Genomic DNA, 23,145 nt, shown 5'->3' on the forward strand with positions numbered 1-23,145 from the left:
CGCATTGACCGGCACGCTCGGTGTCCTTTACGGTGACTCCCATCACTCGACCGAGGTGGTCTAAATATCGACCACTCGTCATGATCTGAAACCGGCCTTCCCGGCCGGCACCTGGAAGTGAGTCCAGCCGTGTCTTCTGATAGCGCCCGTTCGGGCGACACCACCGACAAATCCGTAACGCCGGAGCGGCCTACGCGGTATTACATCGCGGTTCTGGTGGCAACCATCCTGCTCTTCGAGATAGCCCCGCTGGAGCTGAGCATGGTGTACCCCTCGCTGCGATATATGGCCGGTGAGTTCCGGACACCCAACATCGGTTGGGTGTTGACCATCGTCAGTTTGGTCGGCATGGTGTGCCAACCGGTCCTCGGCAAACTCGGCGACATATACGGCAAGAAGCGCGTATTGATGTGTATTGCCGGTATGTTCGCGGTCGGGTCGTTGATATGCGCCGTCGCGCCGAGCTTCCCGATCCTGCTGATCGGCCGTGCGCTGCAGGCCAGCAGTGTCGGCATCACTGCGGTCGCTTACGGTCTGATTCGCGATATCTTCCCGGCGCGTCTCGTGCCGATCGCGCTCGCGGCGGTGTCGACCGGGATCGGCCTCAATGGCATCGTCGGCCCCTTGCTCGGTGGCTATCTGGCCACCACCTTCGGATACCAGGCGATCTTCTGGTTTCTGCTGTGCTACGTCGCTGTGCTCGCCCCGGTGGTCTACGTGATCGCTCCCGAGTCACCGCTGCGACTGCCGCACCGTCTGGATCTTCTCGGTGCGCTTTTGCTCGGCAGCGGCGCCGGACTCCTGCTACTCGGGATCAGTCAAGGCGGGGCATGGGGCTGGACTTCGATGCGATTGTGGCTCGTCGTGGGGCTGGCGGTGGTACTGCTGGCGCTGTTCGTCGGGCAGGAGCTGCGATCGCCGCAACCGCTGATCGATATCCGGCTCATCTGGGGCAGGGCCATGCGGATGACACTGCTCGCGTCGTTCCTCGGCGGATTCGTCCTCGGTGGCTACTCGTTCCTGCTGCCATTGATGATGGAATCGCCACGAGTAGCCGGAATTTCCTACGGCTTCGGCCTGTCGGCACTCGGTTACGCGCTGTGGACCTCGCCCTTGGGTGTCGGAACCATGGTCGCCGGACCGTTGGGAGGTCTGGTGGCCAAGAGGGTGGGCCCGCGTACCAGTTTGATCATGGCGATGACGGCCTTCACGGTCGTCCTCGGCCTGCTCGCCTTCGTGCACGAATACCGGTGGCAGATCAGTATTTTGGTGGCCTGCCTGGGCATCGGCATGGGCTTCTTCTATGCGTCGGGGTCCAACCTCGTGGTCGAGGCGGTGCCGGCGTCGAAGACGAGCGCGAGTGCCGGGGTGCTCGGCTGTTCCAACAGCCTCGGCGTGGCGACGGGGGTCACCGTCCTAGGTGCGGTCCTCAGCGCCAATGTCCTCTATGCCGACGCTGGTGATCATCACATCGTGTACTCCGACAATGCATTCGTCTACGCGTTCTGCACCGCCTCGGCGATCGGCGCGGCCGGCCTGGTCGTCGCTCTGATCATGCGGCATGGGCGGACGCCGGCATCGGGCGGTGTCAAAGCCGCAGCAACTGTCGCGGATGGGCGTGATACCACGCCGGCCACCGCGGGGTGATGAGATGAGGTGTCACTCGAAGGGGTTGCGTCCCCCGACTTCGTTGGTGATTTCGTCTGTGATCTCGAGCAACGCGGCTCCGCGTTCGGCGATATCGGCGCCGGTGATCTCGCCGCCGACATTCACCGTGAGCACGAGCGCTTGCCGGCCGTCGGAGTCGAACGTCGGTGCCGCGATGAAATTGACGCTGTGTAGCTGTGACTCATCGGCGAGTGCTGCGCTGGAGATCATCCGCTCACCCATGTTGGAGGCCAGTTCACCGGCCGCGGCCCGGACATCAGGGGGCAGATCGCTGGCGGCGACACCGGCGATCAAGCGATTCAGCCGCTGGATGGTCGGGGTGAGTCGTTCGATGAGGTACCCGGTATTCCGGCAATCGGCGGCGACCTCTCGCACACGCTCGAGATCCGGTTCCGATATCAATGCGGGTTCTTGCTGCAACCAGCGCTCGAGCTCACCGTCGGGCTGCCACAGTGTGAACATCAGGCCCACCGGAGGTGCGTACGGGTATACCTCGCCGACGGCCGGCGGCCGCACGCCGGGCGGGCCCGCGACATCGAGCAACATGATCTTGCCGCCGACTACGCCCGCCGCGGTGCATACGGTGCCGAATCGCTTGCTCAACACGTCCAGCCGATCGTGCACGATCGAACCGAAGGCGAAGTCGTGCTGGGCGGCACGGCCGGCTTTGACCAGCGCAGGGCCGAGGCCGTATGTCTTCTCGGCGGCATCACGGGTGAGGTACCCCCACTCGGTGAGCTCGGTGATGATGCCGAGGCAGGTCGGCTTGGTGATATCGCATCGCCGTGCCAGTTCGGACAGGCCGAAGCGCTGCCCCTGATGATGTACGAGAAAATCAAGCACCTGCAGTACGCGCGCCGTCGGGGGCGAGTACTGCCCTGGTGCGAATGTGCCCGCTGATCGGGAATCCGTCATTGACCCATCCTCATGTCATTCATACCTTTGCGGCGGGATCCTACCGCATCGGTCGATATTTAGACCATAAGGAGTTCTTCATGCTGACCGACCTCCTCGCTTCCGCGATATCCGAGGCCGAAAAGCTGGTGGTGAACGCCCCGCACGTGCGGACAGAGCAGGACCGTGCCGAGGGCTATCAATACCTGGCCGCGGCAATCCAGGCCACACTGCATGCGGCCTGGGCGCCGCAACAGTGGGACCCCATCTTCATCACCGGCGCGGGGCCGTTCACCAAACAGGGGCTCGACAACCCGGACACGCTGTACTGGGTCGCCCACCTCGCCGGCGACGGCGAGTACGTCGTATCCGGAAAGCGGGGCAGCACAGTAGATCTCAGCTTTCAGGTGCTCGGCGGTGCCTATACCGACAGTCATGTGCCGGAGAGCATTATCGCCTTCGACGATCGTGAACTGCACACCATGCCGGGTGAACCTTTCGAGCTGCGGTTCGGGCGAGAGCCGTCCAACGGCCGCACCAACTATTACACCCTTGCGCCCGGAGCATGCCAATTGCTGGTGCGCGAGGTCTACAGCGATTGGGCCGAGACCCGCGGCACGATTCGCATCGAACGCGTCGGTGCTGCCGGGGCCGCAGTGCCCGCCCTCACCGAGGAGCGGGCCGAGCGGAGGTATGCCGAAGCGGCAGCAGCACTGGTCACCAGGATCCGGACGTGGCTCACGTTTCCGCAGCGCTTCTACCTGCAGCTGCCGGTCAACACGTTGACCGAGCCTCGGTTCACTCCCGGCGGGCTGGCAACCCAGTACTCGTCGGTCGGCCACTACGACCTCGCCGGCGACCAAGCCATGATCATCACCGTCCCGAAATCGGATGCGCCGTACCAAGGGTTCCAGCTCGGCAGCATGTGGTATTTGTCGCTCGATTATGTGAACCATCAGACGTCGCTGACGGCAGCCCAATCGGAAGTGGATCCGGACGGAATGATTCGGCTCGTGGTCAGCGAGCGAAATCCTGGTATCGCCAACTGGATCGAAACTCTCGGCCACTCACGTGGATATCTGCAAATGCGCTGGCAGCGGTTGTCCCGGGCGCTCACGGCGGCGGACGGACCCACTGTCGAAATCGTCGACATCGGCGAAGTCGCCGCGAAACTTCCGTTCTACGAACAGAACGCCATCACTCGCTCGGATTTCGCCGCCCGGATCGCGGCGCGACAGCGCGCCGTGGCGGATCGAATGGTGGCGTGACGATGACCGGAATTCTCCATGACAAAGTCGTCGTCATCGCGGGTGTCGGCCCGGGACTCGGTCGCTCGATCGCATTGCGGGCGGCACAGGCCGGCGCCGATATCATTCTCGCCGCTCGGACGCCGAGCAAGCTCGATGCGGTCGCCCGGGAGGTACTGGCGCTAGGACGTCGCGCGGTCACCGTCCCCACCGACCTGACCGATGCCGACGCGGTAGCACACCTTGTCGATCGGACGGTCGAGGAGTGCGGACGGGTCGACGCGCTGATCAACAATGCGTATACACAGCCGTCCATGGCCAATCTGGTCGATACCGGCTACGACCACATTCGAACCGGCATCGAACTCTCCGTGATCGGCGCCCTGCGGACCAGTCAGCTGTTCACCCAGGCGCTGGCGGAATCGGGCGGGGCGATCGTCATGATCAACTCGATGGTGCTCCGGCATTCGATCCCGGTCTACGGAACGTACAAGATGGCGAAGTCCGCAATGCTTGCCATGTCGCAATCACTGGCCAGCGAGATCGGTCCCAAGGGTGTTCGCGTGAATTCGGTGGCACCGGGCTATATCTGGGCCGACGCCGTGAAACGGCACTTCCGGATCGTGGCGGCCGAACGCGGCTGCAGCGCCGACGAAGTATATGCGCAGACCGCAGCGAGGATGGATCTGCGCCGTCTGCCGGAACCCGGTGAGATAGCCGACGCGGTCGTCTTCCTCGCGTCTCCGATGGCGGCCGCCATCACCGGTCAATGCCTTGACGTGAACTGCGGTGAATTCCACCGCTGAGAAAGAAACGAGCGAAGTAGATGAGCAGGAATCAGGCCTCCGTGGGAACGGTCGAGGAGCTGCATGCGCGTGCGGCCGCAGTGACAGGACTGAACGACTTCGGTGCCACCGACTATCTGGAGGGCATGCGAGTTCTCCTCGGATCATTCGATCTAGAAGCGGGATTGACGCAGGTCGGGCAGGAGGTCGCGCGGGAAACCGTCCAGCGCGCACTCGTCGGCCGGCTGCTGAGCGAATCCGGCTTCGCCGAGTATCCCGAGCATGCCGACGTACCGATCGAGCGGCCCATTTTCGTCACCGGGTTGCCGCGCACCGGCACCACCGCGCTACATCGGCTACTCGGCGCCGATCCGGGCAACCAGGGCGTGGAAATGTGGTTGGCAGAACGACCACAGCCGCGGCCGACCCCGCACACCTGGCCGGATAACACCGACTTTCAGCAGGTCCAGGCCAACTATGCGGCCCAGAATCAGGCCAACCCCGAGATGATGGCCACCCACTACATGGATGCCATGGAAGTCGAGGAGTGCTGGCGGCTACTGCAACAGTCGATGCTGTCGTTGTCCTTCGAGTCGATTCATCACGTTCCGACCTACTCGGGCTGGCTCGCGGAGCAGGACTGGACCGACGCCTACCGCAGGCACAAGCGCAATTTGCAGTTGATCGGGCTCAACGACAGCGACCGGCGATGGGTGCTCAAGAATCCGAGCCACGTTTTCGCCATCGACGAAATACTGCGAGTTTATCCGGATGCCTTGATCATCCAGACACATCGTGATCCCAGGTCGGTGATCGGGTCGGTGTGCAGTCTCACCGAATTGGCCGGTCGCGGCTGGTCGACGTCATTCGATGCCGCAACCATCGGCAGGACGCAGCTCGAGCTGTGGTCGCGCGGCATGGCCACGTTCTCGGCCGCACGCCGTAAAGCCGATCCTGCGCAGTTCTTCGATGTGGAATACGAGGACTTGGTCCGAGATCCGGTCGGGACCGTCGAGAAGGTGTACTCCCACTTCGGACTACCGTTCAGCGAACGGACACGCGAGGCGGTTGCGGCCGTGCACGAGCAGAGCATGTCCGGTGCCCGGCGTCCCTCTCATCGGTACGCCCTCGCCGACTTCGGTCTGTCCGAATCCGAGGTGGTCGCGAAGTTCGCGGATATCGAACATGTATGACGCGAGCAGCGCCCGAACGACCCAGCCCGCGCGGTACGGGGAAACGGAAGCCGAGCCCGACTACCGGTTCACCCTGGCCAACGAGCGCACGTTTCTCGCGTGGATTCGGACGGCCATGGGCCTGCTCGCCGGGGGTGTGGCCGTGCGGCAGCTCGATGACGTTTCGCGTCCCGAGGTGTGGCGGGCGCTGGCGGTCGCCTGCATTTGCCTCGCCGCGGTCCTCACCATCGGAGCATTCGTCCACCGCCGGTCGGCCCAACGAGCGATTCGCCGCGGTCTGCCGCTGCCGTCGACGAGGATGATTGTTGTCGTGGCGGTCGGACTCACCACGATCGCGGTTCTCGCTGCCATATACGCACTGGGGCCCCGATGAGAACCGACCAGATAGGTGACGGAGGCCTCCAGGTAGAGCGCACGGCTCTGTCATGGCGACGAACCGCTGTGACACTGTCGGGGCTCGCCGCCCTGGTGCTGCACGGGGGGATCAAGGACGGATGGGGCTGGGCTTCGGCGCTCAGCAGCCTAACGGTGAGCGCGGCGGCATCGGCGACAGCCGTGCTGGCCCATCGACGGGCCGGTGTACTGCGCAGTGGCCGCATCGATATCGGCACGCCGATGGAGATCGCCCTGACATCGACTGTCGGCGGGTCTGTTCTCGCGGTGAGCATCGCCGAGCTCGCGGCGCACTGACAGGAAAGTGAGCAGTGATGATTACGCAGGGTTGCGGGCGTTCGGTCGAGTTCGCCGACACAGAACCGAGGGGTCGATGAGGTATGAGCGGATGCCCCGGGTCCGCAACCTCGACGAGACCGCGCCGGTGGGCACGGCACCGAAGGATATGGTGTGGGTACCCGACGGAACGTTCTGGATGGGATCGGACCGTTTCTACCCCGAGGAACGCCCCAGCCATCAGGTGCACGTGGACGGGTTCTGGATGGACCGACACCCGGTGACGGTGGCGGAGTTCCGCCGGTTCGTCAAGGCGACCGGGTATGTGACGACGGCAGAGGTTCCGCCGAACCCCGACGAGTTCGCCGAGGCCGCCCCGGCGCTGTTGGTGCCGGGTGCGCTGGTGTTCACTCCGCCGCCGGGACCCGTACCGCTCGACGACTACCGCCGATGGTGGGCATGGATGCCGGGCGCCGACTGGCGCCATCCGGAAGGTCCGCACAGCAATCTCGACGGCCGTCAGCATCACCCGGTCACCCAGATCTCCTACCGAGATGCCGCGGCCTATGCCGCGTGGGCCGGCAAGGCTCTCCCGACCGAAGCGGAATGGGAGTTCGCAGCTCGGGGAGGCGCGGATCGCGCCGACTACGCATGGGGCGATGCGCGTCATCCCGGTCGGGGCGTGCCGGCCAATGTTTGGCAGGGCGAGTTTCCTTGGCAGAACCTGAAAACCGATCCGATTCCCGGAACGACGAGGGTGGGCAGGTTCGATCCCAACGGCTACGGTCTGGTCGACATGTCCGGAAACGTCTGGGAATGGACCGAGGACTTCTTCACCCCTGACCACAGCCGAGGCGGCAAGGCGGCGTCTTCGGCGGCATGCTGTATCCCTCGTAATCCGCGAGTCGTGCGCAGCGATGTGGGCGACGCGCAGCGGCCACAGCGGGTCATAAAGGGCGGTTCATTTCTGTGTGCACCCAACTACTGCCTGCGCTATCGGCCGTCGGCTCGGCAGGGACAGGACGAGGACACGGCGACCTGTCACATCGGGCTGCGATGCGTGCGTCGGGCTCGGACGGTCTGACGCCGGGCGTGGGCAGCCACCGTGGTGAGGGTCTATCTCAGTAAGGGCTCTGGCCCGCTTTCGGTGGTGCCTGTGAGGTGACGGCGGCACGATAGCTCGGTGGCTGAGGTGAGTGTTGGTGTCGGCGTGCTGTTTTCAGGTTTGGCGCCACTGGCTGTCGAGGATGTGGGTGTGGCGGGTTCGCGGCTGGTGGTCCGGGCCCGGACTCCTGGTGGTGCGGCGGAATGCCCGGGCTGTGGTGCGGGATCGGCCCGCATTCATGGAGTTCACGAGCGGCGACTGGCCGATCTGCCCGTCGACGGGCGCAGCGTGATGGTGCGGGTCCGCGTCCGGCGCCTCTACTGCCCGACACAGGGATGCCAGCGCACGTTCCGGGAACAAGTCCCCGGTGTGGTGGAACGCTATCAGCGGCGCGCTACCCGATTGACCGGACACGTGCGTGCGGCGGTGCGAGAGCTGGCCGGCCGGGCCGCGGTCCGAACGCTCGGGCGCTGGTCGGTGCGATTATCGCGGCAGACTTCGGTGCGGGTAGTGCTCGGCATCCCGCTGCAGACCCAGAAAGTGCCGAGGGTGCTCAGTGTGGACGACTTCGCCTTGCTCCGCCGCCGCCGATCTACTTCGCCAACAACGGATCCTTCTCGCCTGAACCAGCCGGCCACCACCGAAAGTGGGCCAGAGCCGCTAATTGGACACTCCCGCGGAATGCTGCTACGACACGAGCTGCGCCCCACGGCCCCGCGACGACCGCGGGACTGTGGATATCTACAGTCTCCCCACGTTGTTCCAGCACGCGTTGCTGCGGCTGTTGTAATTGTCCTGTTACTGGATCGGCTGTGGTCGCCACCCCAATGCAAAAGGATATGTGGTCGACAGGTGGACAATGAAACGCTCTTTATCGGATGGTAGATAGCTTGGTCGGTGGGCGCACCACACCGGGCCGGGCATTGCATGATTCAGCCCGGTCGAGTGATACCGGGGTATGACTGGATTCTGCGGAACTGGACAACGGCCACGCTCTCGGCGGTCTCATTGTTTCCGGATGGTCGCAACGAGCCCGGTGATCTCGGCAGCGAGAGCCTCGAGGCGCAGTTCCTCACCGAAGCCGGTCGCCGCCCAGCACCGCAGTGCATCGGTGACCATGATTTGCGCTACCCGGGCGGCACGTGGAACATCCACCTCCGCGGCGATCTCGCCGGACTGCTGAGCCTGCTCGAAAGGTTCGAGGAACAGGTGGGCGATATCGGCTTCGGTGCCGCCATCGTTCAATACGCGCTGCTCGAGTCGGTAGGTCTCCAAGATCGTTTCGAATACGAGGTCCGGTGGGAAGCGCTTGGACCGGGTGGCCAGGGTGTCCACCACCACGGTGATCACCTCGGCGAGCGCATGGCCGCCGGCGGTGACTGCTCGTGCTGCTTCGTGGGCGTCCCGCATGGTGAACACCTCGACCTCGAGCAGTACATCTTCCCGGCGTGCGAAATACACATAGAACAGGGCTTTGGAAACGCCCGCCGCCTTGCAGATATCGGTCACCGTGGTGGCGCCGAAACCTTTGGTGCGCCACAGTGCCATCGCGGCCTGCATGATCGCTTCCCGGCTCGCGTGCGAGCGCGCCCGGACCGGCTCCGCCCGCTTTTTCTGACCCACGTCAGCCTTCCATCCTGATGAAGCTACCGCCATACCAGGAACTCTACCGCATGGCAATTATTGACTACCGTCAGAAAAGTTGCGAATCTGCCTTCGTTGGTTCGTAGCGGGCCGCACGGCCAGGTCGTCGCTACTCACACCGAGCACACGAGATCCGCGGCGCTCACGGCCTGAGTTTCGTCGGTCAGCGGGTGCGCTGATCCGCATCCCGATGGGAGAGAGAGTTATGCAGGTTCTATTCGATTCACAGCCGGTGCGTCCGGCTGCCACGGAACTCAGAGCGCAACAGGTGATCCTGTGGTCGACGCCCGTGGTGGCCCTGGTGTTACTGGTCCTGTTCGTGGTCTTCCCAGGATTTTTCCCGCCGATGTCGCCGAATATGAGCGCGGCCGAGGTGGGCCGGTTCTACGAGGACAACACCGCGCTGATCCGCTTCAGCCAGGTCGGATTCAATCTCTGCGGTGTGCTGATCGTGCCGTTCTTCGTCCTGATCATGGGCCAGATGCTGCGGATGAAGGGCCAGACCCAGATCTTCGCCTACTCCTACCTCACCTCGGTGGTGGCCGGGGTGACCTTGTTCGCGCTGTCGAATATCTTCTTCGCCGTCGCGGCGTTTCGGCCCGAACGAGACGACGAGCTGGTGCGCGTGCTCAATGATATGGCCTGGATAATCTTCATCGCCCCGATCGGTATGCTCCTCGCCCAGTTCCTGCTGCTGGCGCTGGCCGTGCGCTTCGATACCAGTGAGCAGCCGATTTTCCCGAAATGGGTGGCGCCCTACAGCGTGCTCACCGCGCTGGCCATGGCTCCCTCCGCGGGAGCGGCAGTGTTTCGTGACGGTCCGCTGGCCTGGGACGGATTCCTCTCTTTCTGGCTGCGCAACGGTGCCTTCGCCCTGTTCGTCGTGGTGATGTTCTTCGTCGTGGGCGCCCCCCAGGCGCGCCCCGCCCCCGAAGCCCAGGAGACGTCGGGGCCCCCCGAACCACCCCCCGCCCCCCCGCCCGCCCCCCCCCCCCCCCCCCCCCCCCCCCCCCCCCCCCCCCCCCCCGGGGGGGGGGGGGGGCGCGCGCCCCCCCCGCCCCCCGCCCCCGCCCCCCCCCCCCCCCCCCCGCTCGCCACCCGTGAGGTCTCCGGCCCGACCAGTTTTTATTCATCGCTGAATCCATTATCCGAGGCCGAACTTAGAGGCCCACGACAGCAGACGCTCCGACGAATGCCCACCGCAGAGACCTGCTCAACCAGGGGGCAGGACGACGACCGTAGTAGAGGCGAGCAACAGTCGAGCCGAGTGTTGCCCTCGAACCGATATCTGATGCTGCCGGCCCGCGTCGAATTGTATCGAGTCGCCTTCGTCGAGGATCAGCACATCGCGCTCTATGGACAGATCGATAGCTCCGGACAGAACGTGCAGCCACTCTAGGCCGCGGTGCGAAACCGTTCCCGAGACCTGGCCGGAGGCAATGACGACCTCGACGACGCTGACCGGGAGCCCGGGGCCACTCAGGACTCGATACGACGCACTGTCTGTCTTGTACAAGCGCCCAGCCGACGCCGACCGCACCAGATGATAGGGTTCGCTGACTTCTTCCCCGACCAGCTGCCCCAGTGTCAACTCGTAACAGCGCGCCAGCTGCAAAAGCGCACCGATCGAGGGCTGCCGGATGCCCTTTTCCAAACGCGAGAGGTGCGCAGCGGAGAGTCCCGTTCTGCGGGCGAGTTCGGACAGGGTATGGCCATGTTCCTGGCGAAGAGCGAGCAAACGCTCGGCCAGAGCCGTCTCTATGTCGGCGTCGGTCCCCATGAAAGGAGCGTACTTCACCTTCCTCGACGGCTTGCCGGCACTCGAGCACTCAAAGAGCCCGGTGCAGTCCGGCAGCCGGTCTGTGTTCAGCCGCTCCGGTACCCGCAGACACATTCGACCGATCCGGCTCGCACCACGGCAGCCCTTCGGCTCACCCGCCGGCTGATCCGGGTCAGGAGATCGAGGACGATGGCACAACGAGGGTATCGGTACGCCGGCCACCTGCGGGAGGCGAAGTACACACCCTCACACAGATTCGACCGCCGCCCGAATGACTCCCGGATCTGATCGTAAGGCGCGATCAGCGAACGCACGGAAAGTTGCCTGCACGATACTGGGCTGAACCAGGAAGCGCTGCGCCTCGTGCGCGAGAGGGTCGGGCACCGGACGAATTTCACCCGCCGCCTCGGCTCGCAATTGCAGCGCAGCCCCATGCTCCATCATCAGGGCGAGAACCACAGCGTCCTCGATGGTCCTGCCCGTGGTCAACATCCCGTGATGCGCCAGGAGAATACAGCTCTTCGAGCCCAACGCCTCCGAAATGATCCGCCCCTCCTCGTCCCCCACCGGGACTCCGGGCCAATCCGGTAGATACGCAACATCGTCGAACAACGGCATCGTATCCATATGAGAGACCTGCAACGGCCTTCCCAACATCGAAAGCGCCGAAATATTGGGGGGATGTGTGTGGACAATGCAGTTGACGTCTTTCCGCGCCCGATAGACCCAGTAGTGGAATCTGATGGCGGGGTTCGGCTGTGCAGTACCTTCCAGGGTATTGAGGTCATCGTCGATACGAATAACGTCATCGGTACTCACAGCATCGAATGCAGGACTCCAAGGAACTGTCCAGAAGGTACCGTCGCCCACTCTGCTCGTCACTTGACCCGCCAGCGCGAAACAGTGCTTCTCAGCAGCGAGTATTCGACACGACAAGGCGACCATTTCACGAGGAGACCAGCCCAGTCCGGTTAATTCGTCGGACAGTTCGCGTCGCATGTACTTACTCAAGTCTCGCACTCGATCAGCCATCGAGGAGACCTCCTATTCCAATTGAAGGATCGTTCCGATCGGTCATACAGATGGAATCGATCCCATCACCGCATTGACAACCTGAGGCTGCGTATATTCGAGTAGACCTTCTTCACCCATCTCGATGCCGATGCCCGAGGTCTTCGCACCTGCCTGGGGGATGTGCGGTCCGAGATCGATGTGCTGGTTGATCCAGACGGTACCGGCGTGCAACCTGGCTGCAATCTCCTGCGCTCGCTCCGGATTCGACGTCCATACGGAAGCTCCGAGTCCGAAGTCCGATTCGTTGGCGATATCGATGACCTCGTCGAGATCGGAGTATCGGATCACCGGAAGGACCGGTCCGAACTGCTCCTCCTGAACCAACCGGCTCTGGGGGTCGATGTCGACGATGAGGGTCGGCTCGACGAAGAACCCCCGACCGCCGACCGGATTTCCTCCGGCGACCACACGGCCCTTTTCCCGCCCCTCGTCCAGTAATTCGAGTACCCGCTCGTATTGCATACGATTCTGCAGCGGCCCCAGGGTCGTAGCCGGGTCGGCACCGTTTCCCAGCACGCTCGCACCGACCAGGACTGTCAGCCGGTCGACCAACTCATCGTGAATCGAGTCGTGAACATACAGTCGCTTCAAGGCGATGCACGCCTGGCCACTGTTCATGAAGGCGCCCGCGAAAATCCCCGGGGCGATTGCGGCGGGGTCCGCATCATCGAGCACGATTCCGGCATCGTTGCCGCCGAGTTCCAGGGTCATCCGCTTCAATGAGCGTGACGCACTCTGCGCCACCTTCAATCCGGTCGCGGTAGACCCGGTGAAGGAGATCTTTGCCACCTTCGGGTGCCCGGTGAGCCGGTCGCCCAGATCATTCGCATCGGCGATGATATTGATGACGCCTGAAGGCACGACCTCCGAGATCAGTTCACCCAGCAATAGTGTTGCCAATGGAGTCGTCGCAGCGGGCTTGGCTACCACCGTGTTACCAGCCATGAGCGCAGAGGGCAGTTTGAATGCCATCAGCAACAAGGGAAAGTTCCATGCGGTGATGGCGGCGACAACACCCAGCGGGCGTCGGTGCAGGAGTACCTTCTTGGCCTCGGTGTCTTCTATCGTCTTCGGCTCGAGACCGAAGGTTGCGGCATGCCGGAAGAAGGCGGCGGCACCACTGACCTCGAAGTCCGCCAAAGAAAGCGGCTTCCCTTGTTCGGCAGTCAGCACTGACGCCAACTCGCCCTGGTTCTGTTCGATGACATCGGCGATCGCCGACACATACTTCGACCGTTCAGCGACACCCAGTGCCGCCCACGCCGGAAAAGCGGCGGCCGCCGCTTCTACGGCCTCGTCGACCTGGTCTTCAGAGGCACAGGCACAGCGCGCAATGACCTCTTCTGTGGCGGGATTGATGACATCGAGACTGCGGTCGCCCTCGGTCAACCGGCCACCGATGAGCATCTCGAACGTACGAGACAATGGTCAACTCCTTGTTTTCGGAATCCTTGCTTGCTGCCTCGGCGGAGTCCGTCGACTGCCGGGCGCCGGAATACGCCGCCCGCCAGAGCCCGAATCCGGCACGCATAAGATGGAGAAATTGAAATATGTGCTTCCACGAGGAAGTCATACGCTTCCGAGCCCGAAGTCGATTCACCCCGTGCCGAAATTCTCGAATCCGCAAAGCGCAGACGGCGGCACGCCCCTCCGGGACCTCACCGGACGCAGAAGCGAGCCCGGGCCGACCTTACCTGTGCATTACGACCCCCCGAATATTCTTGCCGGCGCGAAGGTCTTCATACCCCTCGTTGATAGTCTCCAATGTATACCGCGAAGTGACGAGTTCATCCAGTTTGTATTTTCCGAGATTCCACAGTCTCAGCAGATTGACGATATCGAATTGTGGATTGCACGACCCGAATTGCGAGCCCCTTATTGTTTTCTCGTTCAGAGTGATATCGGTACTGTTGAGTACGACATTCATTCGCTCCGGGGACGCGATGCCGGTGATCACGACCGTGCCGCCCTTTCCGATAATGGACGTAGCGTTCCGCACAACTTCCTCGTCGACGATGCTGGTGAAAATCAATGCCTGGTCGGCACCGCCACCCCAGGTAAGATCATCAACGGCCACCGCAGCAGTAGATGAGTCCGCAAAGACGTGGGTGGCGCCGAACTGCAGGGCGGTATCTCGTTTGAACTCAACGGGATCGATAACCACTACGTACTTGGCCCCGGCATCTACCGACGCCTGAATCGCATTCGTACCCAAACCGCCGGCGCCGTAGATGACAACAGTATCTCCGACACCGACATTGCCCGCGTAGATGGCGCTCCCCCACCCCGCGGGAACGCCACACCCCACCAGCACGGCCGTGTCCAACGGAAGCCAGTCGTCGACCTTCACAACCGAATACTGCGAGATCGTCGAGTACTCAGCGAATGTGCCGATCATGCACATCGCACCGAATTCCGCACCGCCCGAACGGAACCGAAAGGATCCATCGGGCATACTGCCCGTCAGGATGGTCGCACCCATATCGCACAGGTTCGCCTTACCCCGGGCGCAATAACGACACGTACCGCAGCTCGGGATATAGCTACATACGACGTGGTCACCGACCTTCACCCGGGTCACGCCTTCACCGACGGCTTCGATTATCCCCGCACCCTCGTGCCCTCCTACGATCGGGTAGCGGGGCATCAATTCACCATCGGTCAAGTGCAGGTCGGAGTGACACAGGCCCGCCGCAACATATTTGATGAGCACCTCCCCCGGTCCCGGTTCATCCAGTTCCAACTCGACAATCTCGAAGGGCCGCCCCGGACCGAGCAGCACCGCCGCGCGAGTTCTCATTGATTCAAACCTCCGGCTTATCGGGGCCACAACCCCCGGCTCAAGCAGCGCATCGGGTCGGCAGGTCGCGGTGTTCAACGGGGTTGAGTTTGCCTCGCGACGCATACCACGTCAAGCCTATGAGGTAATATTGTTACCTCCTGGGCAATTTCCACCCGGGGGCAAAGCTGTTCCGCGGACCGGCAGCACCAACAACCCGACGCCCGCCTGGGCATACCGCGTACGGCGGTGTGCCTGTGGAGAGGTAGTCGGCTGTTCTGCTCGGCTGGAACACCCGCGCCAGCAACCGGTCGACTCGACCGGGTCCCGGGCGGATACATGGAGATCTATAACGCGACCGGCCGGCACGCGCTGTTCTCCGACCGATCGGCCACAATGAACTGCGCTACTCGCCGACCCAGTAACCCGGGTAGAGTCACGGCCACGAGGCCCGGGCGCCGAGCACGATTTGCGCGGCCATTCCACCAGCCATACAAACCGAACTGAACCAGTCGAAACCGTGACGCGTCACGGGCGCAGGCTCACGCGACACGTGGGTGGATCAACTGGTTGTGGTACCGGCAGCTACCCGCAAGATCAGGGCGTCGCCTTGGCCTCCGCCGCCGCACAGCGCGGCGGCGCCTGTACCGCCGCCGCGGCGTCGGAGTTCGAGCGCCAGGTGCAGTGTGATTCGGGCGCCGGATGCTCCGATCGGGTGTCCCAGCGAGATGGCGCCTCCGTTGACGTTGACGCGATCGGGATCGACACCCAGCGCTCTGGTCGAAGCGACGCCTACAGCAGCGAACGCCTCGTTGATCTCTATCAGGTCCAGCTCCGCCGGTACGATGTTCTGCTTGGCGCAGGCGGCGATGAGCGCATTGGCCGGCTGGACATGCAGGGACGAATCGGGCCCGGCCACGACCCCGTGTGCGCCGATTTCGGCGATCCAGTCGAGGCCGAGTTCCTCGGCTTTGGCTTTACGCATCACCACGACGGCTGCCGCACCGTCGGAGATCTGGGACGCCGAACCGGCGGTGATCGTGCCGTCGCCGGAGAAAACCGGCTTCAGTCGTGACAGCGACTCGGCGGTGGTGTCGGCGCGTACTCCCTCGTCCCGGTCGACCAGCTGTGCTTCCTGCCCGCGACGAGACAGACGAATGGGGATGACCTCGTCGTCGAACACACCACGGTCCCATGCGGCGGCGGCTTTTCGATGTGATCGTGCGGCGAATTCATCCTGCTCCTCGCGGGTGACCAGGACGGGCCCACGGTTGCGCGCCTCGGTGAGCTCCCCCATCGCCTGGTCGGTGAACGCATCGCGAAGTCCGTCGTACGCGAGGTGGTCGGTCAGGCTTGCTGCACCATATTTGAACCCGTATCGCGAGTTTGCCAGCAGGTGGGGAGCGCGGGTCATTGATTCCTGCCCGCCAGCGACGACGATGTCGAACTCTCCGGCGCGGATGAGTTGGTCGGCGAGCGCGATGGCATCGATGCCCGACAGACACAATTTGTTGATCGTGAGGGCAGGAACGCTCATGGGAACGCCGGCGGCGACGGCCGCGATCCGCGCCGGGTTCTGTCCTGCTCCTGCTGTCAGGACTTGACCCATTATCACGTACTGCACATCGCCCGCCGCGACACCGGACTTGTCCAGTGCACCCGCGATCGCCATCGCTCCGAGATCGGCGGCGGAGTATCCGGACAGTGCGCCCATCAGCTTGCCGATGGGGGTGCGCGCGCCGGCGACGATGACAGAGGTGTCGTTCATGGGAACCCTTTCGAGTAGGTGATCAGCGCCTCGTGAGCCGGCGCGCGGAGTCCGCGAGGGTCGGTGTGCGGAATCAGTTGGTGTCGCTGCGCAGAATCGAGGCAATGACAGCGGCAGCTTGGGTAGGTGGTACAGACCTCCGCCGCCTACGTGGAAATATCAGCACCCATGCACTCGAAGCGGGCACGCGGGTAACTCGAACCGACTACCCGAGACTGAACGGCGCGCCCCAAAGCGTCACGTCCTGTTTCACCTGGCGGGTTTCCACCTCGATACGGACGAAGGAGCGCCCTTGTGCGTATCCGGCGCAGCCATTCAACCCGATGGTGGAGTTCTTCCAAGCCACGCTGCCCTCCGGTCCACTGAACATGGTGAACGGCTTGTGGACACTGTCACCGAAGGCATCGGGGCTCTCGGTATCCAGCAGATACACCGTCCCGGCCTGGCCCGGCCCGAGGCTCAACGCGCCTCCGACCGAGGTGCTGCCCTGCGGGTCGCCACCTGCGGGCTGAGTGACGCCGGCGCCACCCGTGACATTCCCACCACCGATGTTCACTTGGCAGCCGACGACGTAGCCGGGCCGAATCCTGCTGCGCGAACTGCCTGCGTTCGCCCCGGCGATCTCTACTCGGGCAGTGCCGGAAACCCATACGTTGCGGTGGAGGGGTGTAGCGCCCATGGACGGATTGATCAGTGCGGACTCTCCGGTCAGTGTCACCGTGACGGCGGTCCCGTCGGCCAGGGTTTCGCTGATCGTGCCGCCGGGCAGCGGAACGAATGTGTCGGCGTCGGCCGTACCGGCCGAAAGCAGGCCGGCGGTGGCGGCGGCGACCGCAAGGAGCGACGCAGTACGCGCTGTGGTAGTCATCGGGGGATCCTCGTTCGAGTGCGGTTCGGGCTGGTGAATGAAATAGATTGGGCGGTTATCGGGTTCGAAGCCGGACCGGGCTCAGCCGATGCTGAAGGGCGCGCCGTACAGCACTGTCTTCGAATAGTTGTTGCCGATGATCTCGACCACGGCGTAGGAGCGGGCCTGGGCGTAGCCGCCGCAGCCCTGAACATCGATCTCGTAATCGCGGTAACCGACCGCATAAACCCCTGGTTCCAGAATGTCTTTGAAACCGACCTGGACCAGACCGACCTCCCCGGGGCCCAGTTGCAAGCCCACCGAACCGCTCAATCCGGCACTCGTGGTGCCGACGTTGGCCGACATACCCGCCGTAATCGCCCTGTCCCCGATGCTGACCTGGCAGCCCACGATATAACCGGCATTGACCTGCGAGGCACCGTGCGTGGAGGAGTTGTTCGTTCCGTTTCCATTTGCCGGCGCCGAATAAGGCCCGGGCCTTTCCACCTTCGGTGTATCGGTGACCTCCGCGGTGATCGTCCCGGAGACCCACGCCACCCGACCGGCGCCGTTGGCCGCCAACGACGGCGAGACCGTCGCCCGTTCCCCGGTCCGGGTGATCTTCACCCCGGGAGCGGTCTCCTGTCCGTCGGGCAGTGCGACAAAGGCATCCGCGGATGCCGCACCTGCCGACCACAGGCCGATGGCCGCAATAGCGGCACCTCCGGCCACGGCCAGATTTCTCGCCAGGCGGAAAATTGCCGATGCACGAGCAGCGGCGGGAAAAGGCGGATTCATCATTGAACCTCATCTCGATCGAACCGAAGTGGGCACGGACACTGCCCGACCGGCAGGGGAGATGTCCTGCCGGGTAATTTGTGGCTTAGCGAATATCGAAGCCGTTAGAGGAAAGCGTCTGTCCTCGCTCGAGGAACTCTGTGGCATAGTCCATCGCCGCGGCGATTTCCGCCGCGCGTGCCTGCACCACGCCCTTGCTCGAGTTCCCAGTCTGGATATAGGCCTTGTTGTTCCGGATACCGTCGACCACCAATCGTCCGACGTCATCGATGGACACGCCGTCCTGAAGTGTCCGGTGAGCGTTGTCGAGTAATGCGTTGACCCGCGCCGAGTGAGCCGGCACAGTATCCGGTCGCGCGCGCCGCGCATTTTCCACGATATCGGTCGCGACGGGACCGGGAGACAAAACACTCACTCCGATACCGTACGGCGCCAGCTCGATACGCATCGACTCGCTCAGGCCCACAACCGCATATTTACTCGCGTGATACAGAAATCCGGAGCCGAACTGCGCGAGACCGGCCTCCGACGACGTATTGACGATATGACATTCCGTACCGGTGTCGATCATCGACGGGACGAAATTCTGAAAACCGTTGTAGACGCCGTCCAGATTTATACCCAGGACATGGTCGTACATTTCGTAGGAAAGGCGGGTGGGCGCAGTGGAGTCGACCACCCCGGCATTGTTGATAAGCACGGTTATCGGACCGAACGCGTTACGCGCCTCGTTCGCCACACGTGCGTAGGCATCACGATCGGTGACGTCGAGTACGTAGGTTTCCGTCGGGACCAGTCGCGCGAGTTCCGCCCGGGCGGTGCCGAGCGAAGTCTGGTCGATATCGACTAGTGCCAGACCGACACCCTCTCGCGCCAATGCGCGAGCGATACCGAGACCGATGCCACGAGCGCCTCCGGTGATGAAGGCCGTACGGCCCTCTAGGTTCTCCATTTGATAGTTTCCTCAGTTCATCTCTATCGAGGTCGACAACCGGACGGCCGGAATGGGACCGACGATCGGTCGGCACCGTAAGACTTCCGGATCGACTCGGAAAAATTACGATCTTCTCCGCGTATCGGTCGAACAGAATCATCGGCACGACCACATATTTCGCTGATGGATAGTTGGACGTCGCGGGTCGATCTCTGCCCGATTTCGGCGGTGCGCTGCTCGGCTGGGGAGCGAGGCATCATACGGCGCTCGATCTCGCGATCGCTTCGTCCCGCATCTGCGACCGCCGCACCTTCCCGCCGTCGTCACGCAGTGGGAAGTCTATGAATTCGATCGAGCGCGGAATCTTGTAGCGCACAATTCTGCCGGCGAGGAAGTTCAGGAGATCCTCTGATGTGGTCCCTTCCTCTGCCTGGACAAGTGCGTGCACCCGTTGGCCGAGATCCTCATCGGGAATGCCCACCACCACCGACGACAACACCCGAGGATGAGCGTCCAGAGCGCTCTCGACCTCCGCAGGGTAGATATTGGCCCCACCACTGACGATCATATCGACGCGTCGATCGCTGATGTATACGTACCCGTCCTCGTCCTTCCAGCCGAGGTCGCCCAATGTCTCCCACTCGCCATACGCCTGAGCCTCCGCACCGATGTACCGGTACGTCGCAGGGACCCCGTCGGGCCGTTTCATGAAGATCTCGCCCTCGGTTCCCGCAGGCACCTCCCGGCCGCTTCGATCGAGGATCTTGATTTCGCCGATCACGGTCCGCCCGACGGACCCGCGGTGCGCAAGCCACTCGGCGCCCGAAATCATTGTGACAGCCTGCATTTCGGTACCGCCGTAGAACTCCATGATCTTCTCGGGTCCCAGCCGGTCGATCCATGCTTCCTTGAGCCACTCCGGGCACTTCGACGCCATATGCCAGATGACCCGGAGGGAGGACAGGTCGAAGGTGCGGCCCGACTCGAGTACTCTGTGCATACGGTGCAGCATGGTGGGCACCAGTACGAGCCAGCTGACTCCATGTTTTTCGATCAGCTCGAGCAGGCCCTCGGCATCGAACTTCGGCATGATCACGATATGCTGCCCGAGCAACAACCCGAATATCGAAAAGACCAGTGGACCATTGTGATACAGCGGTCCGACGACGACCTGTGTATCATCGGGGCGACTCTGGAACAGGTAGGCATTCGCAGCATGTGAACCCTCCGCGGGTGATCCTGCGACGATGATTTTGGGCCGGCCGGTGCTGCCACCCGAGGTGGGCGCCTTCCAGGACGGAGACACCACTTCCGGAAGCGGAACGTCGCTGATCGTCTCGTCCGGCCGAAATCCCATGGGTAAACTGCGGAAATCCGGATACTCGGCTTCCTCGACCCCGATCAGCAGCTTGGGCTCGGCCAGCTCCACGATGGCCGCACGCTCCGCGAACGGAAGTCGATACGATAGTGGCATCGCCACTCCCCCGACCTTCAGTGTCGCGATGTACGCGACGTAGAAGTCTATTCCGTTCGGCAATGAGATAGCCACGAAATCACCGAAACCGACTCCCTTGCCGAGGAATACACGCGCGAGCCGATTGGAGCGGCGCTCGAGTTCGTCACGCGTGACGGTCTCGTCTCCGCACGTGAGTGCCGCCGCGTCCGGGTTATCTTCCGCCAGGCGACGCAAGGTACGGACGAACGGCTCACTGGGGTGATCGGCCAAGAGCTGCTCGAGCGTCGCGGCATCCATTCTCACCATTCTCCTTCGTCATTCGAAATGGGAACCGAGACTCGTCGCGAGCTCGGACTCCACCGGATCCGACCACCCCCCTTCGTCGCATTACCCCTCGATGCCGCCGCCGACGACAACGACCTGGCCCGAGACATAGTCGGCCTCCGGATAAGTCAGCATGGCAATCGACCCGGCAGCTTCGGCCGGCGTACCGGCCCGCCCGAGCGGGATCGCGGACGTAACAGCCTCGAACAACCGTGGATTGACCCCCACCTTGATCTCCCGGCCTTCGACGTTGATGGCCGCGCCCTCCCCGGCGGTCGCCTCCGTGAGCCGTGTCTGTATGAAACCGAAGGCCACACAGTTGACATTGACGTTGTACCGGCCCCATTCCTTGGCCAACGTCTTCGTAAGACCCACGACCCCGGCTTTGGCGGCGGCATAGTTCGACTGGCCGGGATTTCCGAAGAGCCCCGCGACCGACGACACGTTGACCACTTTTCGATGCACGGCTCGCCCCTCGGCCTTCTCCTTCTTGGCGGCGGCAGAAATCACGGGCAATACCGCACGAAGGATGTCGAACGGGGCCTTGAGATGAAGGTCCACGATGGCCTGCCATTGCTCATCGGTCATCTTCTGAATAACGGAGTCCCAGGTGTACCCCGCGTTGTTGACAACGATATCGATACCACCGAATTCGGCGACAGCGGCGTCCACGAAACGGTCAGCGAAGGCCGCGGCCGTCACACTGCCCGGGACAGCAATTGCGCGTCCACCACTCTCGACGATCTCGTCGACGACCGTATCCACCGGGCCTTCGTCGAGATCGTTCAAGACCAGGTTCGCGCCTTCGGCGGCGAGCTTCAATGCGGTCGACCGACCGATTCCGCGGCCGCTACCGGTGACGAGAGCGACCTTTCCTTCGAGCTTTCCCACAATATTCCTTTACTTCGGATTTTCGGTCGTGCATCTGCCGGCACGAAGCTCGCGACTGTCAGCCATCCACTTTCTTGTACATGGTCACCACGCAGGCGCCGCCGAGCCCGAGATTGTGCTGCAATGCGGCCTGCACCCCGTCCACTTGCCGCCCTTCGGCCTGCCCCCGCAATTGCCACACCAGTTCGGCACACTGCGCGAGGCCCGTCGCACCGAGTGGATGACCTTTCGAGATGAGGCCACCCGACGGGTTGGTCACCACGCGACCGCCATAGGTGTTGTCCCCGGAGAGAACAAACTTCTCGGCTGTTCCCTTGGGGGTGAGGCCCAGCGACTCGTAGGTGATGAATTCGTTGGTTGTGAAGCAGTCGTGCAGTTCGACCACCCGAATATCCTCGGGTCCGATACCACTGCGTTCGTAAACCGCACTCGATGCCGCGACGGTCATGTCGTATCCGATCAACTTGGTCATATCACCACCGAAAGCGGTCGGGAAATCCGTGGTCAGGGCTTGCGCGGCGATCACAACGTCCGAGCGCAGGCCGCGCTGCTTCGCATACTCCTTCGAGACCACCACAGCCGCGGCAGCTCCACAGGTAGGCGGGCAGCACTGGAAGCGGGTCAGCGGACCGTAGATCTGCGGCGAGGCCATGACCTCGTCGAAAGTCAGCGGCGCCCGGAAAACCGCGTAGGGGTTACCGGCCGCGTGCTTGCGGGATTTGACCGTGATGTGCGCGAAAACCGAAGGGTCGATACCGTATTCCTCCGCGTATTGCGCGCCGGCGGCGCCGAAGAACACGGCCGATCCTGCGGTGCGGTCGTCGGGCACCTTACGCGCGGCGGCTACACCTTCGAAGTAGGCGTCGAGGGTACCCGGCCGATCGTGGAACACCGGCTCGAGTCGCCGGGGCATCTGTTCGAAACCCACGGCAAGGGCGACGTCCACCATGCCTGCTTCCACCGCTTGCCGCGCCAGATACAGCGCCGACGAGCCCGAGGAACAATTGTTGTTCACATTGATGATCGGAATACCCGTCTGGCCCAGATGATAGAGCGCCTTTTGCCCTGACGTTGAATCACCGATTACATATCCGGCATAAGCCGACTGGACGTCCGCGTAAGAAAGACCCGCATCACCGAGGGCGCGCCGTGCCGCTTCGGCACCCATTCTGTCGTAGCTTTCGCTGGCACCGGGCTTGACAAACGGGATCATCCCGACGCCCGCCACCACCACACTTTCGGACATACCCACTCCTGACTACGGATTCGACCCCCCATTAGCAACTTAA

At 63.1% G+C, this 23,145-nt stretch carries 21 protein-coding genes; 8 read left to right on the forward strand and 13 right to left on the reverse strand.

Going from position 1 to position 23,145, the window contains the following annotated elements; translation table 11 throughout:
• Positions 1-129 precede the first annotated feature (129 nt).
• Entirely contained in the window at positions 130-1,647 is a 1,518-nt protein-coding gene (locus QH196_RS22120; RefSeq protein ID WP_280417730.1) for an MFS transporter, read from the forward strand.
• Positions 1,648-1,659: 12 nt separating this feature from the next.
• On the opposite strand, the gene QH196_RS22125 is transcribed toward QH196_RS22120, so the two are convergent.
• Positions 1,660-2,583 (reverse strand): helix-turn-helix domain-containing protein, encoded by a 924-nt coding sequence (locus tag QH196_RS22125; RefSeq protein ID WP_280417731.1) that lies wholly within the window; start codon positions 2,581-2,583, stop codon positions 1,660-1,662.
• Between the two features lie 80 nt (positions 2,584-2,663).
• On the opposite strand from QH196_RS22125, the gene QH196_RS22130 reads away from it, so the two are divergent.
• The 7 genes from QH196_RS22130 to QH196_RS32565 all read left to right on the forward strand — a co-directional run bounded on the left by QH196_RS22130 (position 2,664) and on the right by QH196_RS32565 (position 8,446).
• Positions 2,664-3,830 carry a hypothetical protein gene (locus QH196_RS22130; RefSeq protein WP_280417732.1) on the forward strand — a complete coding sequence of 389 codons (1,167 nt, stop codon included), beginning with the start codon at positions 2,664-2,666 and terminating at the stop codon, positions 3,828-3,830.
• A 2-nt stretch (positions 3,831-3,832) separates the two neighbouring features.
• Complete coding sequence (locus tag QH196_RS22135) at positions 3,833-4,615, forward strand: SDR family oxidoreductase (protein ID WP_280417733.1); 783 nt, start codon at positions 3,833-3,835, stop codon at positions 4,613-4,615.
• A 20-nt stretch (positions 4,616-4,635) separates the two neighbouring features.
• Positions 4,636-5,787 carry a sulfotransferase family protein gene (locus tag QH196_RS22140; protein WP_280417734.1) on the forward strand — a complete coding sequence of 384 codons (1,152 nt, stop codon included), beginning with the start codon at positions 4,636-4,638 and terminating at the stop codon, positions 5,785-5,787.
• Positions 5,780-6,160, forward strand: a complete 381-nt coding sequence (locus tag QH196_RS22145; protein WP_280417735.1) for a YidH family protein — start codon at positions 5,780-5,782, stop codon at positions 6,158-6,160. The genes QH196_RS22140 and QH196_RS22145 overlap by 8 nt, the downstream gene beginning before the upstream one ends.
• Positions 6,157-6,477, forward strand: a complete 321-nt coding sequence (locus tag QH196_RS22150; RefSeq protein WP_280417736.1) for a DUF202 domain-containing protein — start codon at positions 6,157-6,159, stop codon at positions 6,475-6,477. The genes QH196_RS22145 and QH196_RS22150 overlap by 4 nt, the downstream gene beginning before the upstream one ends.
• A 91-nt stretch (positions 6,478-6,568) precedes the next feature.
• A complete protein-coding gene (locus tag QH196_RS22155) occupies positions 6,569-7,540 on the forward strand; it encodes a formylglycine-generating enzyme family protein (protein ID WP_432279538.1) in 972 nt (323 codons plus the stop codon).
• Between the two features lie 189 nt (positions 7,541-7,729).
• A complete protein-coding gene (locus QH196_RS32565; RefSeq protein ID WP_432279539.1) occupies positions 7,730-8,446 on the forward strand; it encodes a transposase family protein in 717 nt (238 codons plus the stop codon).
• Between the two features lie 120 nt (positions 8,447-8,566).
• Here QH196_RS32565 and QH196_RS22165 read toward each other — a convergent pair whose 3' ends face one another.
• The 12 genes from QH196_RS22165 to QH196_RS22220 form a co-directional block, all read right to left on the reverse strand.
• Positions 8,567-9,184: a TetR/AcrR family transcriptional regulator gene (locus QH196_RS22165; RefSeq protein ID WP_280417737.1), complete on the reverse strand. Its 618-nt coding sequence runs from the start codon at positions 9,182-9,184 to the stop codon at positions 8,567-8,569.
• Between the two features lie 1,234 nt (positions 9,185-10,418).
• The gene (locus QH196_RS32570) at positions 10,419-11,099 is read right to left on the reverse strand and encodes a helix-turn-helix domain-containing protein (protein WP_432279535.1); all 681 of its coding nucleotides are present in this window, start codon (positions 11,097-11,099) and stop codon (positions 10,419-10,421) included.
• Positions 11,100-11,231: 132 nt separating this feature from the next.
• Entirely contained in the window at positions 11,232-12,017 is a 786-nt protein-coding gene (locus QH196_RS22175; protein ID WP_280417738.1) for an aldolase, read from the reverse strand.
• A gap of 42 nt (positions 12,018-12,059) precedes the next feature.
• Positions 12,060-13,484: an aldehyde dehydrogenase family protein gene (locus QH196_RS22180; RefSeq protein WP_280417739.1), complete on the reverse strand. Its 1,425-nt coding sequence runs from the start codon at positions 13,482-13,484 to the stop codon at positions 12,060-12,062.
• Positions 13,485-13,749: 265 nt separating this feature from the next.
• Positions 13,750-14,859: an NDMA-dependent alcohol dehydrogenase gene (locus QH196_RS22185; RefSeq protein ID WP_280417740.1), complete on the reverse strand. Its 1,110-nt coding sequence runs from the start codon at positions 14,857-14,859 to the stop codon at positions 13,750-13,752.
• A 541-nt stretch (positions 14,860-15,400) separates the two neighbouring features.
• Positions 15,401-16,606, reverse strand: coding sequence for an acetyl-CoA C-acetyltransferase (locus tag QH196_RS22190; RefSeq protein WP_280417741.1), 1,206 nt, complete (start codon positions 16,604-16,606; stop codon positions 15,401-15,403).
• 205 nt (positions 16,607-16,811) lie between these two features.
• Positions 16,812-17,474: an MspA family porin gene (locus QH196_RS22195; protein WP_280417742.1), complete on the reverse strand. Its 663-nt coding sequence runs from the start codon at positions 17,472-17,474 to the stop codon at positions 16,812-16,814.
• A gap of 81 nt (positions 17,475-17,555) precedes the next feature.
• Entirely contained in the window at positions 17,556-18,185 is a 630-nt protein-coding gene (locus tag QH196_RS22200) for an MspA family porin (RefSeq protein WP_348538100.1), read from the reverse strand.
• Between the two features lie 151 nt (positions 18,186-18,336).
• Complete coding sequence (locus QH196_RS22205; RefSeq protein WP_280417743.1) at positions 18,337-19,203, reverse strand: SDR family NAD(P)-dependent oxidoreductase; 867 nt, start codon at positions 19,201-19,203, stop codon at positions 18,337-18,339.
• Positions 19,204-19,441: 238 nt separating this feature from the next.
• The gene (locus tag QH196_RS22210; RefSeq protein ID WP_280417744.1) at positions 19,442-20,938 is read right to left on the reverse strand and encodes an AMP-binding protein; all 1,497 of its coding nucleotides are present in this window, start codon (positions 20,936-20,938) and stop codon (positions 19,442-19,444) included.
• A gap of 90 nt (positions 20,939-21,028) precedes the next feature.
• Entirely contained in the window at positions 21,029-21,856 is an 828-nt protein-coding gene (locus tag QH196_RS22215) for an SDR family NAD(P)-dependent oxidoreductase (protein WP_280417745.1), read from the reverse strand.
• Between the two features lie 58 nt (positions 21,857-21,914).
• A complete protein-coding gene (locus QH196_RS22220) occupies positions 21,915-23,102 on the reverse strand; it encodes a lipid-transfer protein (RefSeq protein WP_280417746.1) in 1,188 nt (395 codons plus the stop codon).
• Positions 23,103-23,145: the final 43 nt, after the last annotated feature.

Origin of the sequence: Nocardia carnea (assembly GCF_029868325.1) — a bacterium.
GTDB classification, from domain to species: domain Bacteria; phylum Actinomycetota; class Actinomycetes; order Mycobacteriales; family Mycobacteriaceae; genus Nocardia; species Nocardia carnea_C.

What these genes read in the sequence shown, in the direction of transcription:
- QH196_RS22125 (WP_280417731.1), bottom strand. Translation starts at nt 2,583, where the DNA reads ATGACGGATTCCCGATCAGCGGGCACATTCGCACCAGGGCAGTACTCG.
- QH196_RS22130 (WP_280417732.1), top strand. Translation starts at nt 2,664, where the DNA reads ATGCTGACCGACCTCCTCGCTTCCGCGATATCCGAGGCCGAAAAGCTG.
- QH196_RS22135 (WP_280417733.1), top strand. Translation starts at nt 3,833, where the DNA reads ATGACCGGAATTCTCCATGACAAAGTCGTCGTCATCGCGGGTGTCGGC.
- QH196_RS22140 (WP_280417734.1), top strand. Translation starts at nt 4,636, where the DNA reads ATGAGCAGGAATCAGGCCTCCGTGGGAACGGTCGAGGAGCTGCATGCG.
- QH196_RS22145 (WP_280417735.1), top strand. Translation starts at nt 5,780, where the DNA reads ATGTATGACGCGAGCAGCGCCCGAACGACCCAGCCCGCGCGGTACGGG.
- QH196_RS22150 (WP_280417736.1), top strand. Translation starts at nt 6,157, where the DNA reads ATGAGAACCGACCAGATAGGTGACGGAGGCCTCCAGGTAGAGCGCACG.
- QH196_RS22155 (WP_432279538.1), top strand. Translation starts at nt 6,569, where the DNA reads ATGCCCCGGGTCCGCAACCTCGACGAGACCGCGCCGGTGGGCACGGCA.
- QH196_RS32570 (WP_432279535.1), bottom strand. Translation starts at nt 11,099, where the DNA reads ATGTGTCTGCGGGTACCGGAGCGGCTGAACACAGACCGGCTGCCGGAC.
- QH196_RS22175 (WP_280417738.1), bottom strand. Translation starts at nt 12,017, where the DNA reads ATGGCTGATCGAGTGCGAGACTTGAGTAAGTACATGCGACGCGAACTG.
- QH196_RS22185 (WP_280417740.1), bottom strand. Translation starts at nt 14,859, where the DNA reads ATGAGAACTCGCGCGGCGGTGCTGCTCGGTCCGGGGCGGCCCTTCGAG.
- QH196_RS22190 (WP_280417741.1), bottom strand. Translation starts at nt 16,606, where the DNA reads ATGAACGACACCTCTGTCATCGTCGCCGGCGCGCGCACCCCCATCGGC.
- QH196_RS22195 (WP_280417742.1), bottom strand. Translation starts at nt 17,474, where the DNA reads ATGACTACCACAGCGCGTACTGCGTCGCTCCTTGCGGTCGCCGCCGCC.
- QH196_RS22205 (WP_280417743.1), bottom strand. Translation starts at nt 19,203, where the DNA reads ATGGAGAACCTAGAGGGCCGTACGGCCTTCATCACCGGAGGCGCTCGT.
- QH196_RS22210 (WP_280417744.1), bottom strand. Translation starts at nt 20,938, where the DNA reads ATGGATGCCGCGACGCTCGAGCAGCTCTTGGCCGATCACCCCAGTGAG.
- QH196_RS22220 (WP_280417746.1), bottom strand. Translation starts at nt 23,102, where the DNA reads ATGTCCGAAAGTGTGGTGGTGGCGGGCGTCGGGATGATCCCGTTTGTC.